This window comes from Ruminococcus sp. 5_1_39BFAA (genome assembly GCF_964240875.1).
In the GTDB taxonomy this organism is placed as follows: Bacteria; Bacillota; Clostridia; order Lachnospirales; family Lachnospiraceae; genus Blautia_A.
Genome location: NZ_CAXSVO010000010.1, coordinates 72,794 through 98,230, shown reverse-complemented (window position 1 = coordinate 98,230; position 25,437 = coordinate 72,794). Strand labels below are relative to the sequence as shown.

At 46.2% G+C, this 25,437-nt stretch carries 21 protein-coding genes, 1 pseudogene and 1 riboswitch; of the genes and pseudogenes, 8 read left to right on the top strand and 14 right to left on the bottom strand.

Features of this window, described 5'->3' with window-relative positions:
* Positions 1-7 precede the first annotated feature (7 nt).
* Positions 8-1,426 (bottom strand): MBOAT family protein, encoded by a 1,419-nt coding sequence (locus ACESZH_RS12345; protein WP_373216497.1) that lies wholly within the window; start codon positions 1,424-1,426, stop codon positions 8-10.
* Positions 1,427-1,438: 12 nt separating this feature from the next.
* Positions 1,439-1,900 (bottom strand): DUF1700 domain-containing protein, encoded by a 462-nt coding sequence (locus ACESZH_RS12340; protein ID WP_373216496.1) that lies wholly within the window; start codon positions 1,898-1,900, stop codon positions 1,439-1,441.
* A gap of 255 nt (positions 1,901-2,155) precedes the next feature.
* Positions 2,156-2,239: riboswitch (ZMP/ZTP riboswitch) on the top strand.
* A gap of 57 nt (positions 2,240-2,296) precedes the next feature.
* Between ACESZH_RS12340 and ACESZH_RS12335 the strand changes: the two genes are divergently transcribed.
* Positions 2,297-3,982, top strand: coding sequence for a formate--tetrahydrofolate ligase (locus ACESZH_RS12335; RefSeq protein WP_373216495.1), 1,686 nt, complete (start codon positions 2,297-2,299; stop codon positions 3,980-3,982).
* A 745-nt stretch (positions 3,983-4,727) separates the two neighbouring features.
* Here ACESZH_RS12335 and ACESZH_RS12330 read toward each other — a convergent pair.
* The 8 genes from ACESZH_RS12330 to ACESZH_RS12295 form a co-directional block, all read right to left on the bottom strand.
* Entirely contained in the window at positions 4,728-5,507 is a 780-nt protein-coding gene (locus ACESZH_RS12330; protein WP_373216493.1) for a TraX family protein, read from the bottom strand.
* Positions 5,508-5,531: 24 nt separating this feature from the next.
* The gene (locus tag ACESZH_RS12325; protein ID WP_373216491.1) at positions 5,532-6,644 is read right to left on the bottom strand and encodes an arabinogalactan endo-beta-1,4-galactanase; all 1,113 of its coding nucleotides are present in this window, start codon (positions 6,642-6,644) and stop codon (positions 5,532-5,534) included.
* Positions 6,645-6,711: 67 nt separating this feature from the next.
* Complete coding sequence (locus ACESZH_RS12320; protein WP_373216489.1) at positions 6,712-6,939, bottom strand: hypothetical protein; 228 nt, start codon at positions 6,937-6,939, stop codon at positions 6,712-6,714.
* Positions 6,912-8,765, bottom strand: coding sequence for a hypothetical protein (locus ACESZH_RS12315; protein WP_373216487.1), 1,854 nt, complete (start codon positions 8,763-8,765; stop codon positions 6,912-6,914). Before ACESZH_RS12315 ends, ACESZH_RS12320 begins: the two co-directional genes overlap by 28 nt.
* 17 nt (positions 8,766-8,782) lie before the next feature.
* Entirely contained in the window at positions 8,783-9,637 is an 855-nt protein-coding gene (locus tag ACESZH_RS12310) for a sugar ABC transporter permease (protein WP_373216485.1), read from the bottom strand.
* Positions 9,637-11,097: a carbohydrate ABC transporter permease gene (locus ACESZH_RS12305; protein ID WP_373216483.1), complete on the bottom strand. Its 1,461-nt coding sequence runs from the start codon at positions 11,095-11,097 to the stop codon at positions 9,637-9,639. Before ACESZH_RS12305 ends, ACESZH_RS12310 begins: the two co-directional genes overlap by 1 nt.
* 126 nt (positions 11,098-11,223) lie before the next feature.
* Positions 11,224-12,486, bottom strand: coding sequence for an extracellular solute-binding protein (locus ACESZH_RS12300; RefSeq protein ID WP_373216481.1), 1,263 nt, complete (start codon positions 12,484-12,486; stop codon positions 11,224-11,226).
* Positions 12,487-12,788: 302 nt separating this feature from the next.
* A complete protein-coding gene (locus ACESZH_RS12295; RefSeq protein WP_373216479.1) occupies positions 12,789-13,793 on the bottom strand; it encodes a LacI family DNA-binding transcriptional regulator in 1,005 nt (334 codons plus the stop codon).
* A gap of 188 nt (positions 13,794-13,981) precedes the next feature.
* Here ACESZH_RS12295 and ACESZH_RS12290 point away from each other — a divergent pair, with 188 nt between their 5' ends.
* The 3 genes from ACESZH_RS12290 (at position 13,982) to ACESZH_RS12280 (ending at position 17,559) form a co-directional block, all read left to right on the top strand.
* Positions 13,982-15,985: a beta-galactosidase gene (locus tag ACESZH_RS12290; RefSeq protein WP_373216477.1), complete on the top strand. Its 2,004-nt coding sequence runs from the start codon at positions 13,982-13,984 to the stop codon at positions 15,983-15,985.
* A gap of 295 nt (positions 15,986-16,280) precedes the next feature.
* Positions 16,281-17,420, top strand: a complete 1,140-nt coding sequence (locus ACESZH_RS12285; protein ID WP_373216475.1) for a sodium ion-translocating decarboxylase subunit beta — start codon at positions 16,281-16,283, stop codon at positions 17,418-17,420.
* Between the two features lie 10 nt (positions 17,421-17,430).
* On the top strand, positions 17,431-17,559 hold the full coding sequence (locus ACESZH_RS12280) for a hypothetical protein (RefSeq protein ID WP_373216473.1): 129 nt from the start codon (positions 17,431-17,433) through the stop codon (positions 17,557-17,559).
* A gap of 56 nt (positions 17,560-17,615) precedes the next feature.
* Here the strand turns inward: ACESZH_RS12280 and ACESZH_RS12275 are convergent, their stop codons facing one another.
* Together ACESZH_RS12275 and ACESZH_RS12270 are read right to left on the bottom strand one after the other, a co-directional pair.
* Positions 17,616-18,935, bottom strand: a complete 1,320-nt coding sequence (locus ACESZH_RS12275) for an ATP-binding protein (protein WP_373216471.1) — start codon at positions 18,933-18,935, stop codon at positions 17,616-17,618.
* A gap of 193 nt (positions 18,936-19,128) precedes the next feature.
* Positions 19,129-20,253 (bottom strand): aldo/keto reductase, encoded by a 1,125-nt coding sequence (locus ACESZH_RS12270; protein ID WP_373216469.1) that lies wholly within the window; start codon positions 20,251-20,253, stop codon positions 19,129-19,131.
* Between the two features lie 223 nt (positions 20,254-20,476).
* On the opposite strand from ACESZH_RS12270, the gene ACESZH_RS12265 reads away from it, so the two are divergent.
* Together ACESZH_RS12265 and ACESZH_RS12260 are read left to right on the top strand one after the other, a co-directional pair.
* Complete coding sequence (locus ACESZH_RS12265; protein WP_373216467.1) at positions 20,477-20,665, top strand: type II toxin-antitoxin system HicA family toxin; 189 nt, start codon at positions 20,477-20,479, stop codon at positions 20,663-20,665.
* Positions 20,666-20,693: 28 nt separating this feature from the next.
* Positions 20,694-21,116: a type II toxin-antitoxin system HicB family antitoxin gene (locus ACESZH_RS12260; protein ID WP_373216465.1), complete on the top strand. Its 423-nt coding sequence runs from the start codon at positions 20,694-20,696 to the stop codon at positions 21,114-21,116.
* Between the two features lie 108 nt (positions 21,117-21,224).
* Here ACESZH_RS12260 and ACESZH_RS12255 read toward each other — a convergent pair whose 3' ends face one another.
* Complete coding sequence (locus tag ACESZH_RS12255; RefSeq protein WP_373216463.1) at positions 21,225-22,931, bottom strand: AAA family ATPase; 1,707 nt, start codon at positions 22,929-22,931, stop codon at positions 21,225-21,227.
* 378 nt (positions 22,932-23,309) lie between these two features.
* On the opposite strand from ACESZH_RS12255, the pseudogene ACESZH_RS12250 reads away from it, so the two are divergent.
* Together ACESZH_RS12250 and ACESZH_RS12245 are read left to right on the top strand one after the other, a co-directional pair.
* Positions 23,310-23,777: pseudogene (locus tag ACESZH_RS12250) on the top strand (type III toxin-antitoxin system ToxN/AbiQ family toxin); the annotation flags it as partial.
* Positions 23,778-23,831: 54 nt separating this feature from the next.
* Positions 23,832-24,641, top strand: coding sequence for a Cof-type HAD-IIB family hydrolase (locus ACESZH_RS12245; RefSeq protein ID WP_373216580.1), 810 nt, complete (start codon positions 23,832-23,834; stop codon positions 24,639-24,641).
* On the opposite strand, the gene ACESZH_RS12240 is transcribed toward ACESZH_RS12245, so the two are convergent.
* A complete protein-coding gene (locus ACESZH_RS12240; RefSeq protein ID WP_373216461.1) occupies positions 24,610-25,347 on the bottom strand; it encodes an amidohydrolase family protein in 738 nt (245 codons plus the stop codon). The two genes, ACESZH_RS12245 and ACESZH_RS12240, sit on opposite strands and share 32 nt — an antisense overlap.
* Between the last annotated feature and the right edge of the window lie 90 nt (positions 25,348-25,437).

The following is a 25,437-nucleotide window of genomic DNA, read 5'->3' as shown; positions in this document are numbered from 1 at the left end:
TTCCTCGTTAAAATCTAAAGTAAATAAAGGGATTATAGCTGTCATTTACAAGCGCCATAACAGACAGCCAGAAAAGCGCCATACAGCCCACGATCTGTGGTATGGAAACACTGCCAGCGGGCTTCTTTGCCTGAAAATGTTCCTTGACCCTTTGTGCCAGCATTTGTCCGAAGCCGCAAAAAAACAGCCCTGCGATCACGCAGACGATCATCTTTTTATCCAGATAACCTGCCATAACCACTGCGGATGCGTGGGAAACAAACATATTTTTTACATATGTGCAGAAGGTTGAAAGATCCTCCGCCCGAAAAAGGATCCAGCCCCAGAAAACCACGATAAAAGAATAAATCCGCCCTATAAAAGCAGGCATTCGTTCCAGTCTTTTCCCTAAAAATGCACGCTCCAGGATCAAAAATGCACCATGATACAGCCCCCATAAAACGAAGCTCCATCCTGCCCCATGCCACATACCTGTTAAAAAAAACACAGTCAGCAAATTTCGGTATGTTTTTGCCCTGCCTTTGCGGTTTCCTCCCAGGGGAATATACAGATAATCCCGGAACCATGAGGATAAGGAGATATGCCACCTTCTCCAGAAATCTTTGACTGAAACGGCAGTATAAGGGTAGTTGAAATTCTCCTGAAAATCAAATCCAAACATTTTTCCCAGACCTATCGCCATATCGGAATAGCCGGAAAAATCAAAATAAATCTGCAGCATATACAAAAGCGCCGCAAACCACAGCACCTTCCTGGAAACCTCATCCAGATTCCGGCTGTATACATCGTCCACCACCTGGGCAAATGTATTGGCAAGAAGCACCTTTTTCCCCAGTCCGCAGCAAAAACGCCGGACGCCGCAGGTGAATTTATCCAGAGTAATACTGCGGAAGTTGATCTGCTGCTCCACATCGTGATATTTCACGATGGGCCCTGCAATAAGCTGTGGAAAAAAGGAGATATAAAGAAGCATATGAAGATAATTCTTCTGCGCTTTTACCTCGCCCCGATATACGTCCGCCACATAGGACAATGCCTGAAAGGTATAAAAAGAAATGCCGATTGGCAGTGCGATCTCCTTCGGTGTAAAGGTACTGGTACTGTGGAACATTGTAAGGATCTTGTTCCAGGTGTCTGCTGCAAAATTAAAATACTTAAAGTATCCCAGCAGCAAAAGATTCGCTGCCACACACGTGATAAACACCAGCTTTTTTCCCTCAGGATACTTTTCCAGCAGAATGCCGCTCACGTAATTGATCGTGACAGAAATCAGCATTAAAATAATGTATTTGGGTTCTCCCCAGGCATAAAAAAGCAGGCTGAAGAGAACCAGCAACAGGTTGCGGAATCTCTGTGGGCAGATAAAATACGTAATCAGAACTGCCGGAAGAAATATCCACAGAAATATCATAGAACTGAAAACCATTATACTCTCCCCTTAGAAACCGCCTCTTTTCTTGAGCTGGGAAATAATGAACAGAATCACTGCCAGCACCACGAAAAACGGCAGAACTGCACCAATAATGGTAATCAGAAGAAACACCACTGCCACCGCAATGGCGATCACGATCAATTTTCCATACCAGGTGCTCAGATCCAACTTATGAGTTCGTTTCACTCCGGCATCCTGCTGGTTGTATCCTGTTCCATAGGAGCTATCTGTATACGTACTGTATTCCTCGTAATTTCCCTGTCCGGCATCTGCATCTGTGTCCAACAGGGTCTTGGCAATAAGTCTGGGATCCCCTAACTCCGCCAGAACCTCTTCCTCGCTCCGTCCGCTTCTCACCTGGGATTGTATATAATCTTCGTAATAGCGCACATGCGCTGCGGCTTTTCCCTCGTGCATCTGCCCTGCCAACTGGTTTCTTAATATTTCAAGAAATTCTCCTCGATTCATTTCCTAATCTACCTCTCTGTATGATAACCATTTCTCTCTGAAATTCGTCTTGCTTGTGCTCTATTCTACCAATTGTTGCCCCAGATAGCAACGGTTCCGTTCATAAAATTTCTATGAATAATAGCATCTCATCCTTTGGCAAGCATTAAATTTCGTGACTTTTCACAAAATTTTTCGCAAATTTTCTTCACAACTGAATTTGACGTAAACTTGACAAAGCATTTTTCCTGTGCTAAAGTGGATTCATCAATTAAAAAGCTTCTGAGTTACTGACGGAACAGTGGAGTTTACCACAGGGAAAGCAGAAGCATGTTTCAGCCGACCGTCTGGGCAGTATTTGAATTCATCAGATACTGCCCTTTTTTATCGGCTTCTAAAAGAAAGGAGAAATTCAAAATGGGATTCAAAAGCGACATTGAGATTGCACAGGAATGCGAGATGCTGCCAATTACTGAAATTGCAGAAAAAGCAGGGATTGATGACAAATACCTTGAGCAGTACGGCAAGTACAAAGCAAAAATTGATTACAATCTGTTAAAGGATTCTGACAAGGAAAATGGTAAACTGATCCTTGTTACAGCTATCAACCCAACACCGGCAGGAGAAGGAAAGACCACCACAACCGTAGGTCTTGCTGACGGTATGCAGAAGCTTGGCAAAAACGTTATGGTTGCTCTCCGTGAGCCGTCCCTGGGACCGGTATTCGGCGTTAAGGGCGGTGCTGCAGGCGGCGGATATGCACAGGTTGTTCCGATGGAGGATATCAACCTTCACTTCACAGGTGACTTCCATGCCATCGGCGCAGCAAACAACCTTCTGGCAGCTATGATCGACAACCACATCTTCCAGGGCAACGCTCTGAATATCGACCCGCGTAAGATCACATGGAGAAGATGTGTGGACATGAACGACCGTCAGCTCCGTAACGTAGTGGACGGCCTTGGCGGAAGAACAAATGGTATGCCTCGTGAAGACGGCTATGATATCACCGTTGCATCCGAGATCATGGCAGTTCTCTGCCTTGCAAGCGACATCAAGGACCTGAAGGCAAGACTTTCCAGGATCATCATCGGATACACCTACGGAAAACCGTCAGAGCAGAAACCGGTTACCGCTGGTGACCTTCACGCAGAAGGCGCTATGACCGCTCTGTTAAAGGATGCGCTGAAACCGAACCTGGTTCAGACCTTGGAACATGTTCCGGCTATCGTTCATGGTGGACCATTCGCTAATATTGCTCACGGATGTAACTCCGTAACTGCTACTAAGATGGCGTTGAAGCTTGCTGATTATGCCATCACAGAGGCTGGATTTGGTGCTGACCTTGGCGCTGAGAAGTTCCTGGATATCAAATGCCGTATGGCAGGCCTGAAGCCAAACGCAGTTGTTATCGTAGCAACCGTACGTGCCCTGAAATACAATGGCGGAGTTGCTAAGGCTGACCTTAACAATGAGAACCTGGAAGCTCTTGAGAAGGGTCTTCCGAACCTGTTAAAGCATGTGCATAACATCAAGGATGTTTATAAACTGCCGTGTGTTGTTGCTATTAATGCGTTCCCGACCGATACTAAGGCTGAGCTTGACCTTGTAGAAGCAAAATGTAAGGAACTTGGCGTAAATGTTGCACTTTCCGAAGTATGGGCAAAGGGCGGCGAAGGCGGAATCAAGCTTGCAGAAGAGGTTATCCGTCTTGTTGAGGAGCCGAATGAGTTTACTTATTCCTATGAGCTGGAAGGAAGCATTGAGGATAAGCTGAACCAGATCGTTCAGAAGATTTATGGTGGTAAGAGGGTTGTTCTTACTGCGAATGCTCAGAAGCAGGCTAAACAGCTTGAGGACCTTGGATTTGGTAATTGCCCGATCTGTGTGGCTAAGACACAGTACAGCTTGACGGATGATCAGACTAAGTTGGGGGCTCCGACGGATTTTGAGGTTACGGTTCGTAATTTGAAGATTTCTGCGGGGGCAGGATTTATTGTGGCTCTTACTGGAGAGATTATGACCATGCCTGGTCTGCCTAAGGTTCCGGCGGCGGAGAAGATTGATGTAGACGAGAACGGTAAGATTACCGGGCTCTTCTAAAAACTTCTTTTTGATAAAAATGAAAACCTTGAGGGGGAGCATCTCAGAGTTGCGAAAGCCCGAAGCTCCCCCTCAAACACCCCCTACTTGGGCACGCGGGTGGGACACTTGGCATCATTTTTGATAGTGTTTCGGTGAAATACTGCGTGGCTGTGGAACGGCGAGGTGGGCGTTGGGTCAGTTTTGGAGGACGCGTCATAGTGATGCGTCCTTCTCCCATTTCCGCTTTCTTTTCACTGACATGATGCGTGGCTGTGGAGCGGTATGGTGGGCGGTGGGTCAGTTGTGGAGGACGCGTCATCGTGATGCGTCCTTCTCCCATTTCTGCTTTCTTTTCACTGACATGCTGCGCGGTAGTGGAGCGGCGTGGTGGGCGGTGGGGCAGTTGTGGAGGACGCGTCATAGTGATGCGTCCTTCTCACATTTCCGCTTTCTTTTCACTGACATGCTGCGTGGCCGTGGAACAGCGTGGTGGGCGGTGGGTCAGTTGTCGAGGACGCGCCGCAGTTGATACACCTTAGCATAATTCCGCTTTCTTTCCAATGTAACACTGCCCAACCGTAATACAACTCGGAAAAACGTCGCGCCCGCAAAGCGGCCGGAAGGGGGAGCGCGAGGGGGAGGAGCGGCCTTGCCTCCGAGCGGTCCCCCCTCGCAAGGCGGTTCCCCCTCGCAAAGCGTTTCCCCCAGCGCAAATGGGTTCCAAATTCAAAAGGGACCAAACGGTCCCTTTTCTAATCCACTTTTATAAAAGAAATAATCTCGTAACCAACCCCAGCACAAGCAAATGTGCCGGATAAAACCCATAATACACATATTTCGGAAGCTTATCCTTCCGCTCCTCGTTGTAACACCAAATCCCATAAAAGGACAGCGGCCCCGTCACGTAAAGAAGGCTGACGGCAATGCCCAGCACTGTTTTCAGCACGTGTTTTGTATAGAAGAGATAAAACACTGCAGTAAGCAGCACAATGCAGAATCCATACTGTGCCCGAAGCAGCGACACCCAAAGTACGGCGCACAACACGATCAGCACCTGCAGGGCGATTGAAACAGCTCCCTGTTTCTCCTTCGCCATTTTGAGAAAATAGAGCATCAACAGGCTGACCGCCATCCCAACCAATGCGTTCTGGGTGGAGAGATCCACCAGCTTCTGATTCATGGCAAAATCGTAGGGGATCTCGCTGATAAGCGCAAATACGGCTATGGAAAGCAGGTACCTTTTGTAATCAGACGTTCTCATAAAGCCTTCCACCAGCAGGAACGCAAAAATCGGCACCGCCATACCTCCGATAAGCTGCATCACGGAGCCTACGCCAGCCAGAAACATCAGATCGGAATCTGTCTCCATTGCCTTTGACAGGCTCTCCTGTGTATATTGATCCAGACGGATCAATCCATTTTCCACGATCGCAATCCCGATATTCTGGATCAGCATCACCACGCACGCAAAAATCTTTAATCCGTCTGCTGTAACGGAAGGAGTTTTCCATACAGCTCCTCTTCTTCCCATTCCCGTATTCATATCCTGCGCCTTTCTCCTTTTTCTTTACGGCTGAAAATCCCGGATGAGCTCCAATGCCGGAAGAGCATTTCCATTATAGTCAAATAAAGCCTGATTCGCCCATTCGTTACCGCCTGGTCCTTTTTCGTTCATGTATTTGCAGGCTTTCTCGGTAGCCCACTGGCTTCCCGGCACCGGGATCCAGGCAGGTTCCCAGTAACAGAAGCCTGTACCCAAGCCTTCCGGAACCTGAGCGATGACCTGCATAATGGCGGCCATAAAGTCACTCTGTCCCTCGGGTGTCATTGGATAGGGAACCTTGGCTGCAAGCTCCGACTTTGTCGCCATACCCTTACGCAATTCATCCGGAAGCTTTTCATATTCCTGATAATCCTCCATGGTATGTCCCATGGAAACCTCCGCTACAAGCAGCTTTTTGTGATATCGCGATGCAATATCATTCATATTGTCCTGAAGCATTTGAAGAGTTCCGTGCCAAAACGGATAATAGGACAGTCCGATATACTCAAAATCTTCTCCCCCGTTGGCAATGTATGCGTCAAACCATGTCCGGTAAAGCTCATTATTTCCTCCGTTATCCAGGTGGAGCATCACCTGAATTTCTTTATCCGCTTCACGCACCGCACGGATTCCCGCACTGGCAAATCCGGCAATATTTCCGTACTCCGGCACCTGACCGTAAGGCCACAAAAGCCCCTTGGAAAGCTCATTTCCCACAGCCACGATCTGCGGCATGATATCCTCTTTGCCGCATCTCTCCAGAACCTCAGCCGTGTAATCATGGACAGCCTGTGTAAGCTGCTTCACGTCCATTCCCCGCCATGCTTTGGGAATGGTCTGTTTTCCCGGATCAGCCCAGAAATCGCTGTAATGAAAATCCAGCATCCATCCGATTCCCAGCTCTTTTGCCCTCTTTGCCAGGGAAAGAGTGGTTTCAATATCGTTTCCTCCTGCACCGTAAGAATGCCCCTCCTCATCAAAGGGATCATTCCACAGGCGGAGCCTTACCAGATTGGTACCGTATTGCTTTAAGATTTCCAGCGCGCCGCCAGCCTTACCGTGGTCAAAAAATTTTCCTCCGCAGCGTTCCACTTCCAGAAGAGTGGAAATATCCATTCCTTTTATCCAGTCTTTCATCGTGCACCTCTTCTATACAAAACGGTTCCGTACCCGGGAACTCTCCCGGATACGGAGCCATCGTGTATTATTCTCCGTCAAAATTTTCAAAATCCGTAAAGCGTTTCATCATATGACGATAGCGGAAACGTGCCAGCTCATTCTTTTCCAGCACATCTTCTTCTGTACCTCTGTACTGGCAGCGTATACAGTAATACTCTTTTTTGTCCTTATCATAAAACATATCCAGATCCAGATCGCGCATAAAGCAGGATGGACACCGGTAATTTAATTTGCCTTTTCCAGATTGAGCCATGTGGTGAAGACCTCCTTATCGCATAATCTTCCGGTATATCCCAGAGTAAACATTGGGCTGAACGCATATCCCTCTTTGAAATATCCCTCTTTTTCCGTTCCTTCGCAGGTCATGGAAACAAGGGTATTGATCGGCGGAAGGGTACAGCTTACCCGGTCAGCATCTGCAAGAGTTACCTCTCTGCACTTGTACTCATAGGGAAGCTCTTTCTTTTCAGAACCTTTTTCCGCACAGAAGGTCAGGCTTGACATATCCTCTGTGTACTCGGTCGTTCCATAGCATCCAACCATGTATTCGTTGATGGTCACATCTGCATCCGGGTCACTCATTTCCAGAACCTTTCTGTCAATTTTAATCGCACTGGAGCCTTCTGTAAAGGTGATCACAGTCTGGATTTTCACAGTCAGGTCTGCAAATTCAATGTCTACCGGGTCCAGCGTCAGGATGCGGTCTTTGCCTTCCTGGGAGAAATGCGCCTTTGTACGGCAGAGGCACAAATCCACCTCTTCCCCGTTATGGCATACCTTTGCGCTGCGGACTGTTCCCTCCCCTGCATAATGGGTAAAATAGCCTGCGCGGTATTTTTCCTGGATCAGGAACGGGTAGCTGGCATCCTGGATATGCGGTGTGCCGATACCTACCGGCCAGTTCAGTTTTGCAGCATAAGGACGAAGGTCAACGATCGCGCCGCCCTGGTCCATATTCACACACGCGCGCATAAACGGGTCACAGTACCAGAATACCTGCTTGTCGCTTCCGTACAGGATATCTCTCCACAGGGCACATTCCGGCTCTGTGTAGGATTTCTTCTGACGGTAGAAATCCGCAAATTCACTCATGGTCATGTCAATGAGCTTGCCTTCTTTTTTCAGCTCTCCGTAGTATGCGCAGCCATCCTCATAGGATTTTTTCAGCAGCTCATAAGGAGCCTCCCAGCGTCCCATCTTGTTCATCCAGCCAGGCCCTACAAACATCATGTTGTAGGCATACCCATTGTTGAATTTCGCCTGGTAACGGAACTGGTCGATCAGGTTATAAAGATATGGATACTCCCATGTCTCAGAATCATAGATCATTCCCCGGAGAACATTCTGGGGATGGGTACCAAAATTGGAACCATTTCCGTCATAGCATGCGATCAGATCACGGCTGAGATGCGGGATTGCCACAATGCCGGAATCCTCCGCTTCATTGGCAGCCGGCGCATGAGTATTCTGCCTGGATGGGATCCATGGAGCCCACGGGCCGCCGTCCATAAAGGTGTACCAACTGTTATTGCAGGTATGGTAAGCCTTCGGGCCTTCCTCCCAGCATGTGGCAACAGCACATTTTACAGACGGATATTTTTCTTTGATAAAGTTTGTCAGTTCCGCATCCATGTAATAGGAGCCTGTAGATTCCGGATAAAATCCGAAACGTTCATGGAATTTCTCAAACACATCCTGAACAATAGCTTTTTTGTCTTCCATGGAAAACATCCAGATACAAAAATCCTTGGTTTTATATTTTTCACGGAATTCCTTGCAGGGCAGGCCAAGAAGTGTCAGGCCGATCTCATCGCCATACTGCTCGTGATGCTGTTTTGCAAGCTCTACGGCCTCATCATTGAACAGGCTGGCATAGGTCATTTCAATCGTTGTCTTCAGCCCGTTCTTATGCGCACACTCCTGCTGTACTTTAAAAATGTCAAGGCTCTCCGTCAGCAATGCTTTACGCCCAATATCCTCCGCCTGTCCATGTCCGGTCACCTTTTCCGCGTATTCCGGCACCATTTCCGGGCGATGAATGATATTAACAATAAACTGTTCCATTTCTTTTCCTTTCATTTGCTCCTGGTTTTGAATCAGCCCTTAACAGCTCCTCCGGTAATACCTTCCACATAGAATTTCTGCATGATCACAAACAATGCGGAAATCGGGATGGAAACAAGCACGCCGCCTGCGCAGAACTGGGTAAAGTAGGTATTGATCAAGCTCTTATCCAGCATCTTGAACAAACCAATGGCAACTGTATATTTGGAAGAGATTCCGGCATTGAGGATCATCTTTGCATATACGAAATCCATCCACGGTACCAAAAAGCTGCTGATAACCGTATACACGACGATAGGGCGGCTCATAGGAAGTATCATCTGGAAGAAGATACGCGCCTCGCTGCAGCCGTCGATCCGTGCAGCTTCGCACAGCGCTCTCGGCACCGTGTCGAAAAATCCCTTTGCGATCAGATAGCCCAGGCCGGATGATGCGGAATAAACCATGATCAGACCGGCGTAGCTGTTTGTCAGGTTAAAGGATTTCAAGGTAAAATATACGGCGATCATTGCCAGCATACCCGGAAACAGATTCAGGATAACCGCCATGTTCATCAATGGCTTTCTCATTGGGAAGCGCATTACGGATGTGGCATAAGCTACCATCAACACGAACATAGTAGAGATCACGCAGGTAAAGCAGGCAATAATAAATGTGTTCAAAAACCACTGCGGGAACTGTGCCACAGAGTCCGGATGGAACAGCTTGATATAATGGGTAATGCTCCACTCCTTCGGGAAAAAGGTGCTTGTATTCATTCCTGAATAAGAGCTGAAGGAGGTGCACAGCAGCCATACGATAGGGATCAGCCAGATAAATGCCAGCACAGCGATCAATAAATTATGTAATACAATCGTGGAAGTACGATTACTTTTCATCTTTTTCATTATTGATATGTTCCCTCCTTATCTCCCTTGATCATGCGGTTAAATGCGATCAGTGTGAATACTGCACAGATAATAAATACTACGATACCGATAACGGAAGCCATCTTGTAGTTGTAGTAATCCTGCGTCAAACGGAACAGCCAGGTTACCAGCAGGTCCACTTCCTTTGCCTGGGAATTTGCCATTACCTGGTTCGTGGTCGTGTACACATTTTCTGTCAGCAGGTAGATTACGTTAAAGTTATTGATATTCTTTACAAAGTCCGTAACCAGCGCCGGTCCTGTAACAAACAGCAGGTACGGCATGGTGATCTTGCGGAAGATCTGGAATGGTGTAGCGCCATCCACTCTAGCACTTTCAAGCTGGTCAGCCGGCAGGTTCATAAGAACACCGGTGGAGATCAGCATCTGATACGGAACGCCGATCCAGATATTGATCAAAATGATCATCACATGTGCCCAGCCCGGTGCAGACAGGAATGGGATATAGCTTGTGGACACAAGTCCTGTATCACGCAGGAAACCGGTAAGACCGATATTGCTGCAGATAGTATTGACAATACCTCCGTTGGAGAAGAAGTTTCTTACCAACAGAAGGGATACGAACTGCGGTACCGCAATGGTTACGATAAAAAGTGTACGCCATAATTTCGGCACTCTTGTTTTCTTGCTGTTAAGAAGCAGGGATAACAGAATACCTCCGATATATGTGGTAAAGGTGGAAAAGAACGCCCATACCAGCGTCCAGCCAAGGACACGTACAAAGGAGTAACCAAAGGAAACGGTCAGTCCGCCGCCGCCAAACAGACTTAAAAAGTTGTTAAAGCCAACCCAGGAAAACAGGCTGGTAGGCGGCATATGATTCTGGTCATAATTGGTAAATGCAACCAGGATCAGAAGTAAAATAGGAACCAGTGTGAAAATAACAACTCCCAGTACCGGAAGTGTCAGCAAGGTAATATGGAAGTTTTCTTCTTTTAAGGAATGAAGATCTTCCCTGAAAGTATTGATATGCTTGCCAGCCTCTGCTTTTTTCTGGAGTTCATATGCGTTTACCACATTTTTGATCCAGACAATGAAAGCAGCGAACCATACTACAAAGCTGAACAGAGAAAACAGAAGGATCTGGAAAGAGTTATCATAATCATTCCACTCATTCTTCATGGTTTTCATGTTAAAAACTTTTTCCGGTTTTACAGTTCCCAGGGATGCAAACTTGGGAACATACTCCATGGCAAAGCCAAATGTAAACAGGATCAATGCCACTTCCAGCACAGTCATAATGACTGCCTTTGCATACTGTTTACGGCGGGCATAACCAGCGCCCCACCATAACAGAGATAATTTTACAAAAACATCGCCTATGGCAACTGCTGTTCCAAAACTGGAGAAGAATCCGCCAATGGCTCTGAAGAAACCGCCCACTGCTCCCAGGGCAGTGTCTTTACTCTGATTTGCCATAAAACCCCTCCTCTGGCAGAATAATTCCTGATATTTTTGCTCAAAACAGGCCCATATGCAGACGCATATGAGCCTGTTTTATGGTCAGTTACATAAAATTCAGTTTATACCGTACAAAATACCAGATTATTCTACCGGTGCGGTTACACCTTCTACCAGAGTATCCAGTGCTTCCTGAATAGCTGCATCGTCATCTGCCGGGATCTTGCCCTGTGCGATATTCTCGCCGAAGGTCTGTGCCGGATCCCAGTACTTGCCGCCAACCTTCTGGATCACGCCGAATTCGGACTGCTCGATAACTGCTGTGATCGCAAGGTTTGCTTTTACTGCATCAGACTCTACTGCAACCAGGTTGGTCGGTCCGATCTGACGTGCGTCAAAACGTGCAACCTGTGCGTCCTCATTTGTCAGGAACTCAGCAAGAACTGCTGCCCATCCAATGTTCTCAGCATATGCGTTTACACCAACAAACTTGTAACCGAATGCGGAACCCATCTGAACCTGCTCGTCGTTTACAGTAAAGGTCGGAAGCTTTGTTGCGGAATATCCGTCGCCGAAAGCGTCCTGTGCTGCACTTGCATCCCATGTACCGGAAACAACTGCGCAAAGACCGCCTGCTGCGATCTGGTTGGAAAGGTCACCGTCTGCTACTGCCTGGAATGCAGAATTTCCAGCGATATTCAGCATAGATTTTACAACATCAACACCAGTGATGCCGGATGCGCTTGTACCGTTCCAATCCATAACAGTTGTTCCGTCTTCGTTCAGGTCTGTGGTGAATCCTGCACCATAGAAGAAGCCTGCATTATACCAGCCGGATGATAAGGTCATGCCCACTTTCTTTCCGCCTGCTTCTGCTGCTGCAAGAAGAGTATCCCAGCTCTGTGCGTCTTCCGGGGAAACTACGGAAGAATCATAGAACAGGAAATAGCTGTTATCACCAGCCATCGGGAATGCGTAAAAGCTGTCGTTTACTGTAGCTGCTGCTACGGAAGATTCGCTGTTTGCCGCTTTTACGTCTGCGATGGATTTTCCTGCTACTGCCTGGAATGCTTCGTCGTACTCATCCAGGTTTGCAAGTGCACCTGCGTTTACCAGATCATAAATCTGGTCGCTTGCGAATGCGTAAACATCTGCTGCAGCTTCCACGTCTGTAAGAATGGTATCCTTAGCAGTGGATTCGGATTCTACACCGATCTCGATGTCAAATGTGAAGTCGGAATAAGTCTCCTCAAATTTGCCAACCAGCTCTTTCAGCAGATCCTGATCCTCTTCTGCACCCCAGAGAGTCAGAGCGATTGCCTCGTCCTCTGCACTTACGCATACGGCTGAAGATGCAACCATTGCTACAGCCATTACAGGTGCTAACACTTTCTTTGTGATTTTCATATTCTACCTCCTTGTAGTATGTAGTTTTTGCGCGTTGCGCAACCGATTGCTCGTAATTAAAGTATACATCCTATATCATCGTAAAGTCAATTATAGCATTATCCCGAAATTTATCCGGTTTTTTTAGTGAATTTAAACATATTGAATGTTATATTGCGCAACTTAGTTGCGCTTTATTTGCGCAATTATTTCATAAGCGTGCATCCTGACTCTCATTCAACAGAAAAAGCGTGCGCTCCAGCGTACACATAAAAAAGACATACGGTTTTTATCCCATATGTCTCCCTTTCTTCTATATATCACTATTTCGTGGACTCCCGAAGAATCACCTGGTAATTCATCGGGAATTTTTCCTGGTCAATTTTTTCTCCTAACTGCGCCATCAGATCCAGACACGCATTTTTCCCCAAAGCTCTTGTGTCAAAATGCAGGCTTGTCACTGGCGGCGTGTTTTTCTCAAGCTGCTGGCTGTCATAAAGACTGGCAAGTTTTATCTGAGATGGCACCGCAATTCTCTTTTCCCTCAGGCACCCCAGCACCATGTTTGTAATATAATCATCCATACACACGATTCCGTCTGCTTCCGCTTCCAAGACCTGCTCCACGGCTTTCATGGCCTTCAGATAGCTGTCCACCTCAGAAAAGATCAAGGACTCATCCGCTGGAGTCCCCAGCTCCTTATGTGCCTCCAGAAATCCCGCCCGGCGGCTTTCCGTTACGCGGAATCCCGAATTTCCCTCAAGCAGTGCAAGCCGGTGCATTCCTTTCATAAGCATGATCCCCGTAAGCTCTTTGCTTGCCTCCTGATTGCGGTTATCCACCCAGTGAATACCTGAATGTTCCACATATCCGATCACAACAAAAGGCATCTTTTTTTCCCGAAGAAACCTCTGAATGGAAGAATCAGTCACAGACCGACTCAAAATAATGCCGTCCACCTTCCGGTTTGCAATGACCCGCCGAACCTGCGTTAAATCTTCGCTCTCCGTCATGACGATCACCACGTCGTAATTATAGGCGGCCGCCATTTCGCAAATGCCGTGCATACATTCCTGAAAGAATGAAATCTCACTTCCTGCAAAATCCATGGGCAAAACAAGCGCCAGATTGAAGGTCTTGCTTTGAGCGAGCCCTTTTGCCAGCACATTAGGCTGGTAATCGTGAACCTTTATAAACTCAAGCACCCTTTCACGCGTCTGGCTGCTGATGCGCCCTTTGCCTGAAATTGCCCTGGATACGGTCGTCTTACTGACCCCAAGCTCATCGGCAACATCGCTGATCGTGTATACCTTCTCTTCTGTTTTCATAGTTTTCCCCCTGCACTTCGTGCAAACTATTGAAATCCACTATTTGGCATGCTAAAATGTAGCTGCGCAACCGATTATTCTCTTCAATCTTTCTAATATTTAAGGATAACAAAACATATCAAAACTGGCAAGCGTTTTTTGCAACTATTTCATTATGCACACATTGCTATTATTAACAGGAGGCTTTTATGACTGACCGGCTTATCTACGGCACTGCATATTATTATGAATATCTTCCCCTGGATCGTATGGAAGAGGACTTCCGTATGATGACCAGGGCTGGCTTTAACACGATCCGGATTGCCGAATCCACCTGGAGTACCTGGGAACCAAGGGACGGCGAATTTGATTTTACATATCTTCATCGTGTACTCAAAGCAGCTGAAAAACATGGCCTTTCCGTGATCATCGGAACGCCCACCTACGCCATTCCCGCATGGCTTTCCCGGAAATACCCGGACATTCTCTCCGACACTCATTCCGGGCGCTGCCGGTACGGAGCGAGACAGAATTTTGATATTACCCATCCCGGGTATCTTTTTCACGCAGAACGGATCATCCGGAAGCTTTTAGAGCAGCTTCAGGGTTATGATTGTGTGATCGGCTTTCAGCTTGACAATGAAACAAAATCTTATGACACCTGTTCCGAATATGCTCAGAAATTGTTTAAGGATCAGCTCATAAAAGAGTATGAAACTACGGAAGCCCTCAATGACAGAATGGGCCTTGCCTATTGGTCCAACAGCATTGCAGACTGGGACGACCTTCCCGATGTGCGCGGCACCATCAATGCCAGCTTCGGCGGGGCATACGAAGCTTTTCAGAGAAACCTGGTTACGAAGTTTCTCTCCTGGCAGAGAAGCATTTTGGATGAGTACCGGAGACCAGAGCAGTTCGTGACCCACAATTTTGATTTAGAATGGAGGCTTTACTCCTTTGGCTTACAGCCGGAGGTTGACCAATTTGATGCTGCGCAGGCTCTGACCATTGCCGGATGCGATATTTACCATCCTTCTGAACACGCCCTCACTGGCGCAGAGATCGCTTTTGGCGGCGCTTTGGCATATGGACTGAAAAAGAATAACTATCTGGTCCTTGAGACAGAAGCACAGGGAAACTTTGGCTGGCTCCCTTATCCAAACCAGCTCCGACTGCAGGCTTTTGCCCATCTTGCATCCGGTGCTGACGGAGTAAGCTACTGGCATTGGCACAGCATCCACAATGCTATCGAGAGCTACTGGAAGGGTGTTCTCAGCCACGACTTTTCTGAGGGTGCAGTCTATCAGGAGGCAGCCACCATCGGTAAGGATTTTCAGCGGCTCTCCTCTAAATTGCTGCACTTAAAAAAAGAAAACAAGGTTGCGATCATGGTCAGCAATCGTTCCCAGACCGGATTGAAATGGTTTCCAACCGCACAGCAGGGCGCTCAGCCGGATCACAACTACAGCGATTACCTGCGTTGGCTCTGCGATGCCTGCTATATGCTGAACATAGAATATGACATTATTTCGGATACAGAACGAGACTTTGACCAATATGATGTACTGATCCTTCCCGTGCTTTATGCAGCGGATGAGGCTTTGATCGCTGCAGTACGTGATTTTGTAAAGGACGGCGGCAAGCTCATCACCACCTTCAAAAGCTGCTTTGCCAATCCGGAACTGAAGATTTATGCAGATGCACAGCCTCACGATCTGACGGAATGCCTTGGCATCCATTATGACCGCTTTACCAAGCCTGTGGATGTAACGCTGGCTTCCGATGTGATTGCCCTCCCGGAAGGCTGTCAGGTGACAGACTGGATGGAGTTTCTGGAAACAGACGGTGCGGAGGTTCTCTGCTCATACGTGCATCCTGCATGGGGCAATATCCCCGCAGTTACCAGAAATCATTATGGCATAGGGCAGGCTGTTTATCTGGGATGCTGTTTTGAAAGCAATGGCTTAAAAGCTCTGCTCTCCTGGCTTTTCCAGGAGTGGGGAATCGAATGTCTGCCATATCAATTCCCTATCATCGTAAAAAAGGGAATAAATCAGGACGGGCATACCATTACTTATTATCTGAATTTCTCTTATCAGGAGCACACGCTCACCGACCATCCTGCAGGAACGGAGCTACTTTCCGGCGATATTGTTTCTTCGGATACGCCGCTGCTTCTCCCTGGATGGGGTGTTAAGATTCTGGAATCATAATAGTCCGGAATATTTTCTTGACAAACCCGGCGGTCCAGAATTATAATCATTCCGGTAAGAGGGAGTAGCTGCCATTATTTCTGAAGCTGCACGGAGGCGCAGGTGCCAGGAATATGGATTTTCAGGCGTCAGAACGATTGACCGGGAATGTGGTTCCTGGCGGTCCGCCGGAAATTGAAATAGCAAGACTTTTATTGCAATATTTTTCGTATACATTACGTAAATACTGCAATAAAAGTCTTTTTTATTTTACTCCAGCGTTTCCCCATGATCAAAAAAGATTGGAGGATTGAAAATGGAATTTTTAATTGAAGGAGTCTGTGCGCTGACCTGGCAGCAGCTCGTGATGTATGCGGTTGGCATCATTCTCATCTGGCTGGCGATCAAGAAGGGCTATGAGCCGTCCCTGCTTTTGCCCATGGGCTTTGGCGCAATTCTGGTGAATCTGCCCTTCTCCGGCGTTCTGAACCAGACTCTGCAGGGCGGCATTGAAGCCAACGGCATCATTGAATGGCTTTTTGAAACAGGAATCGAGGCATCTGAGGCATTGCCCATCCTTCTGTTTATTGGAATCGGTGCCATGATCGACTTCGGACCGCTGCTGTCTAATCCCCTGATGTTCCTGTTTGGCGCGGGAGCACAGTTTGGAATCTTCGCGGCGATTCTGCTGGCGGCAATCCTGGGCTTTGACTTAAAGGATGCCGCTTCTATCGGCATTATCGGCGCGGCAGACGGACCCACCTCTATTCTGGTATCCCAGATCCTGCATTCCAAATATATCGGCGCCATTGCAGTAGCGGCGTACTCCTATATGGCTCTTGTCCCCATCGTCCAGCCTTTTGCAATTCGCCTGGTAACGACAAAAAAAGAGCGCCGGATCCACATGGAATATAATCCCGGCTCTGTTTCCAAGACCATGCGCATTGCATTTCCAATTGTGGTGACCATGGTAGTTGGGCTGGTGGCTCCCCAGTCTGTTGCGCTGGTGGGATTTCTGATGTTTGGAAACCTGATCCGTGAGTGCGGTGTGCTGGGAACCATGTCCGATACGGCGCAGAATATTCTGGCAAACCTGATCACCTTGCTTCTGGGCATCACCATTTCCTTCAGTATGCGTGCGGAACAGTTCGTAACCGTGGAAACCGTTATGATCATGGTGATCGGACTTTTCGCTTTTATAATGGATACCATCGGCGGCGTGCTGCTGGCAAAATTCATGAACCTGTTTTTGAAAAAAAAGATCAACCCCATGGTAGGCGGCGCCGGAATTTCCGCGTTTCCCATGTCCTCCCGTGTGGTGCAGAAGATGGCGATGGAGGAGGACCCCACAAACGTGATCCTGATGCACGCAGCCGGAGCCAATGTTTCCGGTCAGATTGCATCCGTTGTGGCAGGCGGTCTTGTGATCAATCTGGTAACACAGTTTTTAGGATAGGAGAGATGATATGATTAATATGGAAAATGTAATGGCAGCACTGGAGATCATGGGAAAAGGCATGGCCGGAATCTTTGTTGCGATCCTTGTGATCATGCTCTGTGTTTGGATCATGGGGAAGCTTGGAGGTAAAAAATAGACTTTTCTTTTGAGGGCGAAAACACTTGTTGCTTTCGCCCTTTTCCAATGTTTCGTTTACTTCTGCGCCTCCCACTCATCACATTTGCTAATTTCCTCCACTGCATATAACGGAAGATTCACAAGCCACGCTTCTTTTTTGTAGTCCGCCATCGAAGTACGAACAGAAATTTCGGGATTGAATTTCTCACGGTAGGTTTTAAGGCTCTTTGCTTTTAAATTGACCTCCGCCTTGACTTCCACGGGTACGATTTGCTCGCCGGTATCAATAATAAAATCCACCTCACAGGAACCACGGTCATTGGTGTAATAGTAAACCCCTAAGTCATCTATGGTTTTGAGTTGCTGGCAGACATACTGTTCGGTTAATGCGCCCTTGAACTCATTGAATAGATCATTACCATCCAACAGTGTGCGCTGACGCAGACCGGTCATACAACTGAGAAGTCCTACATCAACAATAAACAGCTTAAAGGCTTTTAAATCCTCATATGCTTTCAGCTGGATTCCCGCTGCATTTACACGACTGACCTTGTGGACCAGCCCGCAGTCGCAAAGCCACATAATTGCCGATTCATATTCTTTTGCCCGTCCGCCCTCTCGTACAAGACCGTAGACGAATTTTTTGTTCTCTTTTGCAAGCTGAGATGGGATGCTGTTCCATATCATACGGATTTTCGGCACGATTTCGATAGGAGCGTGCTTTGAAAAATCCTGTTCGTAAGCTGCCAATATGCGCTTTTGTATCTCCCGAACCTCATTAAAATCCTTCTCTTCAGCAAAACTTTGCACTGCTTCCGGCATACCTCCGACAAAGTAATACTGCTTTAGCGCATCAATATAGGTCTGCTTAAAAGAGGTAATCATCGGATAATCCTGCTTGTCAAGAAGCTCGGCAAAACGCTCACCTATGGTAGCCATTAAAAACTCCTTGAAGGACAAAGGATAAAGGCTCAGAAAATCCACCTTGCCCACAGGAAACGATGTGCCCTCGTGCAGAGCAATGCCCAGTAATGAGCCGGCGCAGACAATATGATACTGTGGCGCATTTTCATAGAAATATTTGAGAGAAGAAAGCGCTCTCGGCACCTCCTGCACCTCATCAAATATGAGAAGGGTGTTATCGGGATTAATTTTTCTGCCAGCATAAAGCTCAATTCCCATGATCAGGCGGTCGGTGTTCAAATCTGAAGCAAATAACTCCGCCATTCTGGAATTCGAATCAAAATTTATATATACGATATCTGCATACGCCTTACTGCCGAATTCTTTCATCAGCCAAGTCTTTCCAACCTGTCTTGCCCCCTGGATAATCAACGGCTTGCGGCGTTTGCTCCCTTTCCATTTATAAAGCTTTTCTATTGCGACTCGGTACATAGGCACACCTCCATAGAGTAATACAATCATAGCATAGCATGATGCTGCAAAATATACAACGATATTTTGTGATATCATAACATTTTTTACAGCGAATTAAAGTTAAATGATGACTTATTTATCTGGAAATAGGAAAAAGCTATATAAAAGGGGCATTCTGCCATTTCCGCAGAATGCCCCTTTTGTCTGCTCCTTATTTATTAAGAAGCTCTTTTGTTACTTTTTCAAGATTTTCCCGAATGGCAATGTGCTGTGGGCACACCTCTTCGCATTTGCCACATTTTACACACTCGGCGGCAGATTTTTTGCCATGGCCTCCCACCAGCCAGTTTTCCTGATGAAGGGCTGCGTCCTTATTGCCGTACAGGGTCAGATAATTCATTGCGGTAAAAGAACCGGAAATGCCGATGTTCTTTGGACAGACCTTTGCACAGTAGTTGCAGGAGGTACACGGAACCAGAGGAATGCGTGAAAGCTCTTCCTGCGCCTCTTTCAGTGTCCTTTTCTCCTCCTCTGTCAGGCCCTGGAAATCCTTCATATAGGAAAGATTATCTTTCATCTGCTCCACATTGCTCATACCGGACAGCACGGTAATGACACCCTCCAGGCCAGCTGCAAAACGAATGCCCCAGGATGCTGCGGAGGAATCCGGTTCCGCTGCCTTTAAGATTTTTTCGACAGACTCCGGCGGTGTTGCCAGCATACCGCCCTTCACCGGTTCCATGATAATGACCGGTTTGCCGTGCTTTCTCGCCACTTCGTAGCAGGCGCGGGACTGGATTGCAGGGTTTTCCCAGTCTGCATAGTTGATCTGAAGCTGAACAAATTCCATCTCGGGATGTGCCGTCAGGATGGCATCCAGTTCCCCTGGTGTGGAGTGGAAAGAAAAGCCCACATGCTTTACAAGACCTGCCTGCTTTTTCTCCTGTACCCAGTTCCACAGATCAAAGTCATCGAAAAAGTGTGTCCGTCCCTCTCCCAGATTGTGCAGCAGATAAAAATCAAAGTATCCGGCTCCTGTCTGTTTTAAGGAAGTATCAAACTGTGCCATAGCCTCTTCTTTTGTCTTGCAGTTGCTCCATGCCGCATTCTTCGTGGCAAGCAGGAAGCGCTCCCTCGGATAACGCTCCACCAGCGCCTGACGGATAGCATCTTCACTTCCCGCATAAGCCCATGCCGTATCAAAATATGTAAATCCTGCGTCCAGGAACAGGTCCACCATTTCCTTTACCTGCTCCACATCAATTACATCATCCTTCTGAGGCAGCCGCATCAGACCAAACCCCAGTTTCTTAATATCTTCTCCTAAATATGCCATGTTTGCCCTCCTTTAATGATAGGTTTGGTTTTAATTATAGACTATTTTCCTTATCGATTCAATTGGAATGAGGAAAACTGAAATAAAACGGCCTGTTTTATTATTTTGGCATATTTTTCCGTATTTTTACATATATTGTTATATATGTCTATATTACAAGTATCAATTTTATACGTATTGTATTAGAACGTGTATTATGATAATATGAAAGGAGAAAATAAAAATGCCAAAGAAACCCTTGGAAATGGAACGAATCATTCTTGATGCTGGGTGGACATTTAAAAATCAGACTGGTTCGCACCGCCACTACATACATCCTGCCAAGCCTGGAAAAGTCACCATACCGTTCCATTGTAAGGAAATTCCCAAAGGAACAGAAAACTCAATTTTAAAACAGGCTGGACTAAAATAATATTGCCGCCATTGAAAGGAGATTCATTATGTTATCAATATATCCTGCATGTTTTTTTAAAGAAGCAGACAATAAATATTCTGTTATTTTTCCAGATTTAAATTGGCTATCTACTTGTGGTGACAGTATTGAAGATGCTCTCAGTATGGCTGTCGACTGTCTTGCAGGCTATCTTTATACCTGCCAAAAAAATAACGAAAATGTCCCCGCGCCTTCCTCTATTAAGGATATTTCACTGGACACAATTGCAACGGAACTTCAGCTAGACTCATTGCAAGGCTTTGTAAATATGGTATCTGTAGACGTACCCGCATATGCAAAGGAGCACTTTGAACGCTCTGTTAAAAAAACGCTCACTATACCCGCCTGGTTAAATAAAGCTGCCCTTGAACAGGGAATTAATTTCTCACAAGTACTGCAGGAGGCTTTAATTGCCAAAATTAAAGCTTAATTTCCAAAGCTCAAATCCATAAAAGAGTTCCTTTTTACGTTTCGATTATACTAAAAGCAAAGTGCTGCGGCCTAAAGCCGCAGCATCATAAAAGCGCGATTTTTCTTTTTAACTTTTGTACTCGCCTCCGTAGCGTACTTCGCAGTCCTTTCTGTAGAAAGCCACCCCGTAGCAACTGATTTTTCTGTACCCCTCTGTTCGAAGCTCTTCCATGTACCCTTTTTCATATATCTGCTGCACTGCCTCTCCTGCATCTTTTTCCATACTGTCCATACTGTCAGATACTTTCAGTTCCAGGACAAATGCCCGTCCCCGCAGGCTCGGACTTTTCACCATAATATCTGACCTTCCGTTTCCGGATTCCCGATTGGATTTTACCAGATACTTTTCGCTTTGGTTCAAAATACCTGCTAAAAAACCATGATAAAAGTTCTCCGCACTATCATAAAAACTGATTGCAGACAGTAACTGCTCGCTTATGATCTGTGCTGCTTTTCTCTCATCGCCTTCTTCCAAAGCCTGATATAATTCTTTAAAGTCCCTTTTTTTAATCTTATCCTGGAACCAACTTAATATGGTATTTTTATATACGGTTTTTACCTCTATATTTGGGATTCTACCTTTTAAAATGATGGTATCATCCCGGAATTCTTCCCCTGCTTTTGTCAGATATCCGGTAAAAAACAGGAAATTCCAAAGGTTCTCTCCCTGCCCCTTCAGATCTCCGTATGTGATTTCTTCATGCACAGGAATTTCAATCGTTCCTCCGCTGATCAGTTCTTCCATCTGATTTCTGGTCTCCTTATCGGCCCGGTAGATCATATCTCTCACAATCTCATTGGAGCTTGTGTTAATCCAATAGGGCTTGGGAAAAGCGTTCCTATCCGCATTCAAGTCGGAAAGAAATTTGATAACACTCCATGGATTATAAATTTCCCGGTCTCCAAAACAATATCCATCATACCATTTTTTCAAATCCGGAAAACGAGCCTCATGCCCATAGTCAGTAAGCATCTTTTTTACTTCGTCTTCCACAAACCCAAAATAGGTGCTATAGTTTTTATCCAATACGGACACCATATTTAGATGATTTAATCCGGTAAAAATGCTCTCTTTTGAGATCCGCAGGCACCCGGTAATCACAGCAAAATGCAGATACTCATTTGTTTTTAACGCAGACTCAAACAGTGAACGGATAAATCCTACCATTCTATCATAAAAGCCTGCAAAATACGCATTTTCCAATGGAACATCGTATTCATCAATTAACAAAATGACAGTTCTTTTTGTTGTCTTATACAGACACTGGGTTAAAAACTGAAGCGCATTCGCATATTCCTTATAATCTGCCTGCTGCTCTGCAAGCCGCACATATTTATCCCACTCACTCAGGGAAAGCGCCTGCTTTCCCTTCTCAATTACTTCTCTGTGACGCTGAAATTCCGAACTGATTTCATTTCGTATCATATAATAAGCAGTATCAAAATCTCCTTGCCTTGCAGATTTTAAGGTCAGCAAAACAACCGGGAATTGCCCCATCTGGCTGGTATAGATCTCATCGTCATTCATGATTTGCAAATTACGAAAAAGCCCTTTGTTTGCTTCATTTTCTTCGTCATTTCCTGTATTCTCAAAAAAATACCGTATCATACTCATATTGAGAGTTTTCCCGAATCTGCGTGGTCTGGTAAACAGAATTGCTTTTCCTTTTAAGTCGATGAGTTCCTTTATTAACAATGTTTTATCTACGTAATAATAATCATTGGTTATAAGATCCTTAAAATCATCTACACCAATGGGTATCGCCCTATTCATTGCGTTTCCCTCCTCGCCGGTCAGCACGTCTGTTTTCCTGCAGCAATTATAACTATACTAAATTATAATCCAAGTCCGCTTTCCTTGCAAGTAAGTTGCACGTTTACAAAAAATCCCAAAATAAATTCCAAAATAAATCATCTGGAACTTGTTGATTTTCTGGGAGCTTTTACGTATAATGTAGATGAGGAAACAGACAGAAGTTTGATTTACCTCAAAAAGCGGTGAGTCCCTACCATAGAGTGGGAACCGAAAAAAGCGGTGAGTCTCTGCCACAAAGTGAGAACCGAAAAAAGCTGGTGAGTCCCTACCATAAAGTGGGAACTGAAAAATGTGGAGGCGTGCAATCGACCTCCACATTTTTTACATAGGAGAATTATGAAGTTTTATAATATAAAGGATGACTATATTCTATTTTTACGGAGTTATGATAGTAAGGTAGCAGAAAATAAGCATGAAAGTCGGTCATATATAGGGGTTGTTATTGAGGTCGGAGAAATAAAGTACTACGCACCATTTATTTCTCCGAAACCCAAACATCAGCGGATGAAGAATAGCAAAGATTTTAGAAAAATTAATCAAGGACAATACGGTGCTATCAATTTTAACAATATGATTCCAGTGCCAGATAGTGCGTTACTGTTGAAAGATATTGCAAATGAGCCGGACCAACAGTATAGGCGGTTATTGCAAAATCAATATAATGCGATAAAAGCAGATTCGATCGCTATAGAAAAGACAGCAGAAAACCTTAGAAATTTGGTATTGACAAATGATGCAGACTTGAGAAGTCATGACAGGCAAGTAAAATCAAGATGCTGTGATTTGGCACTATTAGAGTCTATTTATATGCAATATGGTCAACCTAAGCCGAGTGACGATTCTAAAGACGGTGAACCTATGAAATACAAATTTGTAGCCGTGGATATGGACGGTACCTTGTTAAATGACGCAGACGAGATCACTCCGCTTACCATGAAAACGATCCGGGAGTCGGTAAGCCAGGGGCTTATCTTTTCCGTGTGTACAGGCAGACCGATCCAAGGCGTTGCCAAGTACAGGGAGCTGATGGAGCTGAATGCTCCTGTTATTACATATAACGGGGCCATGATCGTCATGTCGGATACCAGGGAAGTGATCTTCCAGCAGAATCTGGAGAGAGAGGATGCCAGAAGGATTCTGAAGCTCGGCAGGGAATACGGTACCACCATGTGTGTCTGGTCCGGGAACCAGCTTTATGGGAATGTGCTCAACGAACGGATCCACGAGTACAAAAAAGCCACCGGAGTGGAGCCGCTTCTGATTCAGGATGAGGACGCCCTGCTGGATCAGGGGATCACCAAAATCCTTTGGTATGATGAGGTAGAAAAAATAGGGCAGATGGAAAAGGAAATCCCTCCATCTGCCTTCCAGAGTGTTACATTTTGTACCTCCAAGCCATTTTACCTGGAATTTTTCAATTCTAAGGTTTCCAAAGCCTCTGCCATGGAAAAGATCGGGGAGCTTTACCACATTTCCCGTGATGAAATGATCGCCATCGGAGACGGCTTCAACGACCTTTCCATGATCAACTATGCCGGCCTTGGCGTTGCCATGGAAAATGCACCCCAGGGTGTGAAAGTCCAGGCTGACTATATTACCCAACACTCCAACCAGGAGGACGGAGTGGCAGAGGTTCTCAGGAAATATGTACTTCCCTGCCCTCTATAAATCTTGCTTTAATATTCCGGTCGTCTCCGATATAGCAGAAGCGCTCCATCCGTTCCTCAGCCGACAACTCCATCCACGGATCCTCCATGGCATCGATGACAAGGGCGTTAAACAGATACCCCTTCTCAAAGGAGCCCACCGCGATCCGGACTCCCTCATCACTCATACGCGCCAGCGGCATGATGCCTGCAATGATATTTGTCGTAGCATCAGGACAATGAACTGCCACACTGTCATGCTTCTTCAAAATGCGCATGTCCTCCTGCCCCGGAAAAATAACATGTGCAAATATAGACGGTCCATGCTCCATAAGCCCCGCCCGTTCATAAATTTCCGCATCCGAACCATAACCCGGAAAAAGCCTTAAAGCCTCCTGGGATTCCCACAGTGATTCTACAAGATGGGTGTGGACACCGCAGTGATACTTCCCGGCAAGAGTCCCCAGCCCATTCAGCAGTTCCTCACTGCAGGTAGGTGCAAAACGCGGCGCAAGGATCGGTCTTACCCTCTTTCCCGCACTGTGCTCATCCAGAAAAATTTCAGTTTCCCGCAGAGACGTTTCGGTGTCTTCTCTCAGATAATCCTGCGCATTGCTCTGGACAATGGCTTTTCGGATGCCCGTGCTTTCTCTAGCGCTTTTTATACTTATTACGGGGAAACACCCCTGAAATACAGGAAATCTATAAAAAATCCGGATATTTCCCATATAAAAAGCGCATATCTGAGGACCCACGGTTTTCTTTAATGAAAGGCGAATATAAAAGAATCCTGCCCGGACACCGCAGGCGTGCCTTGG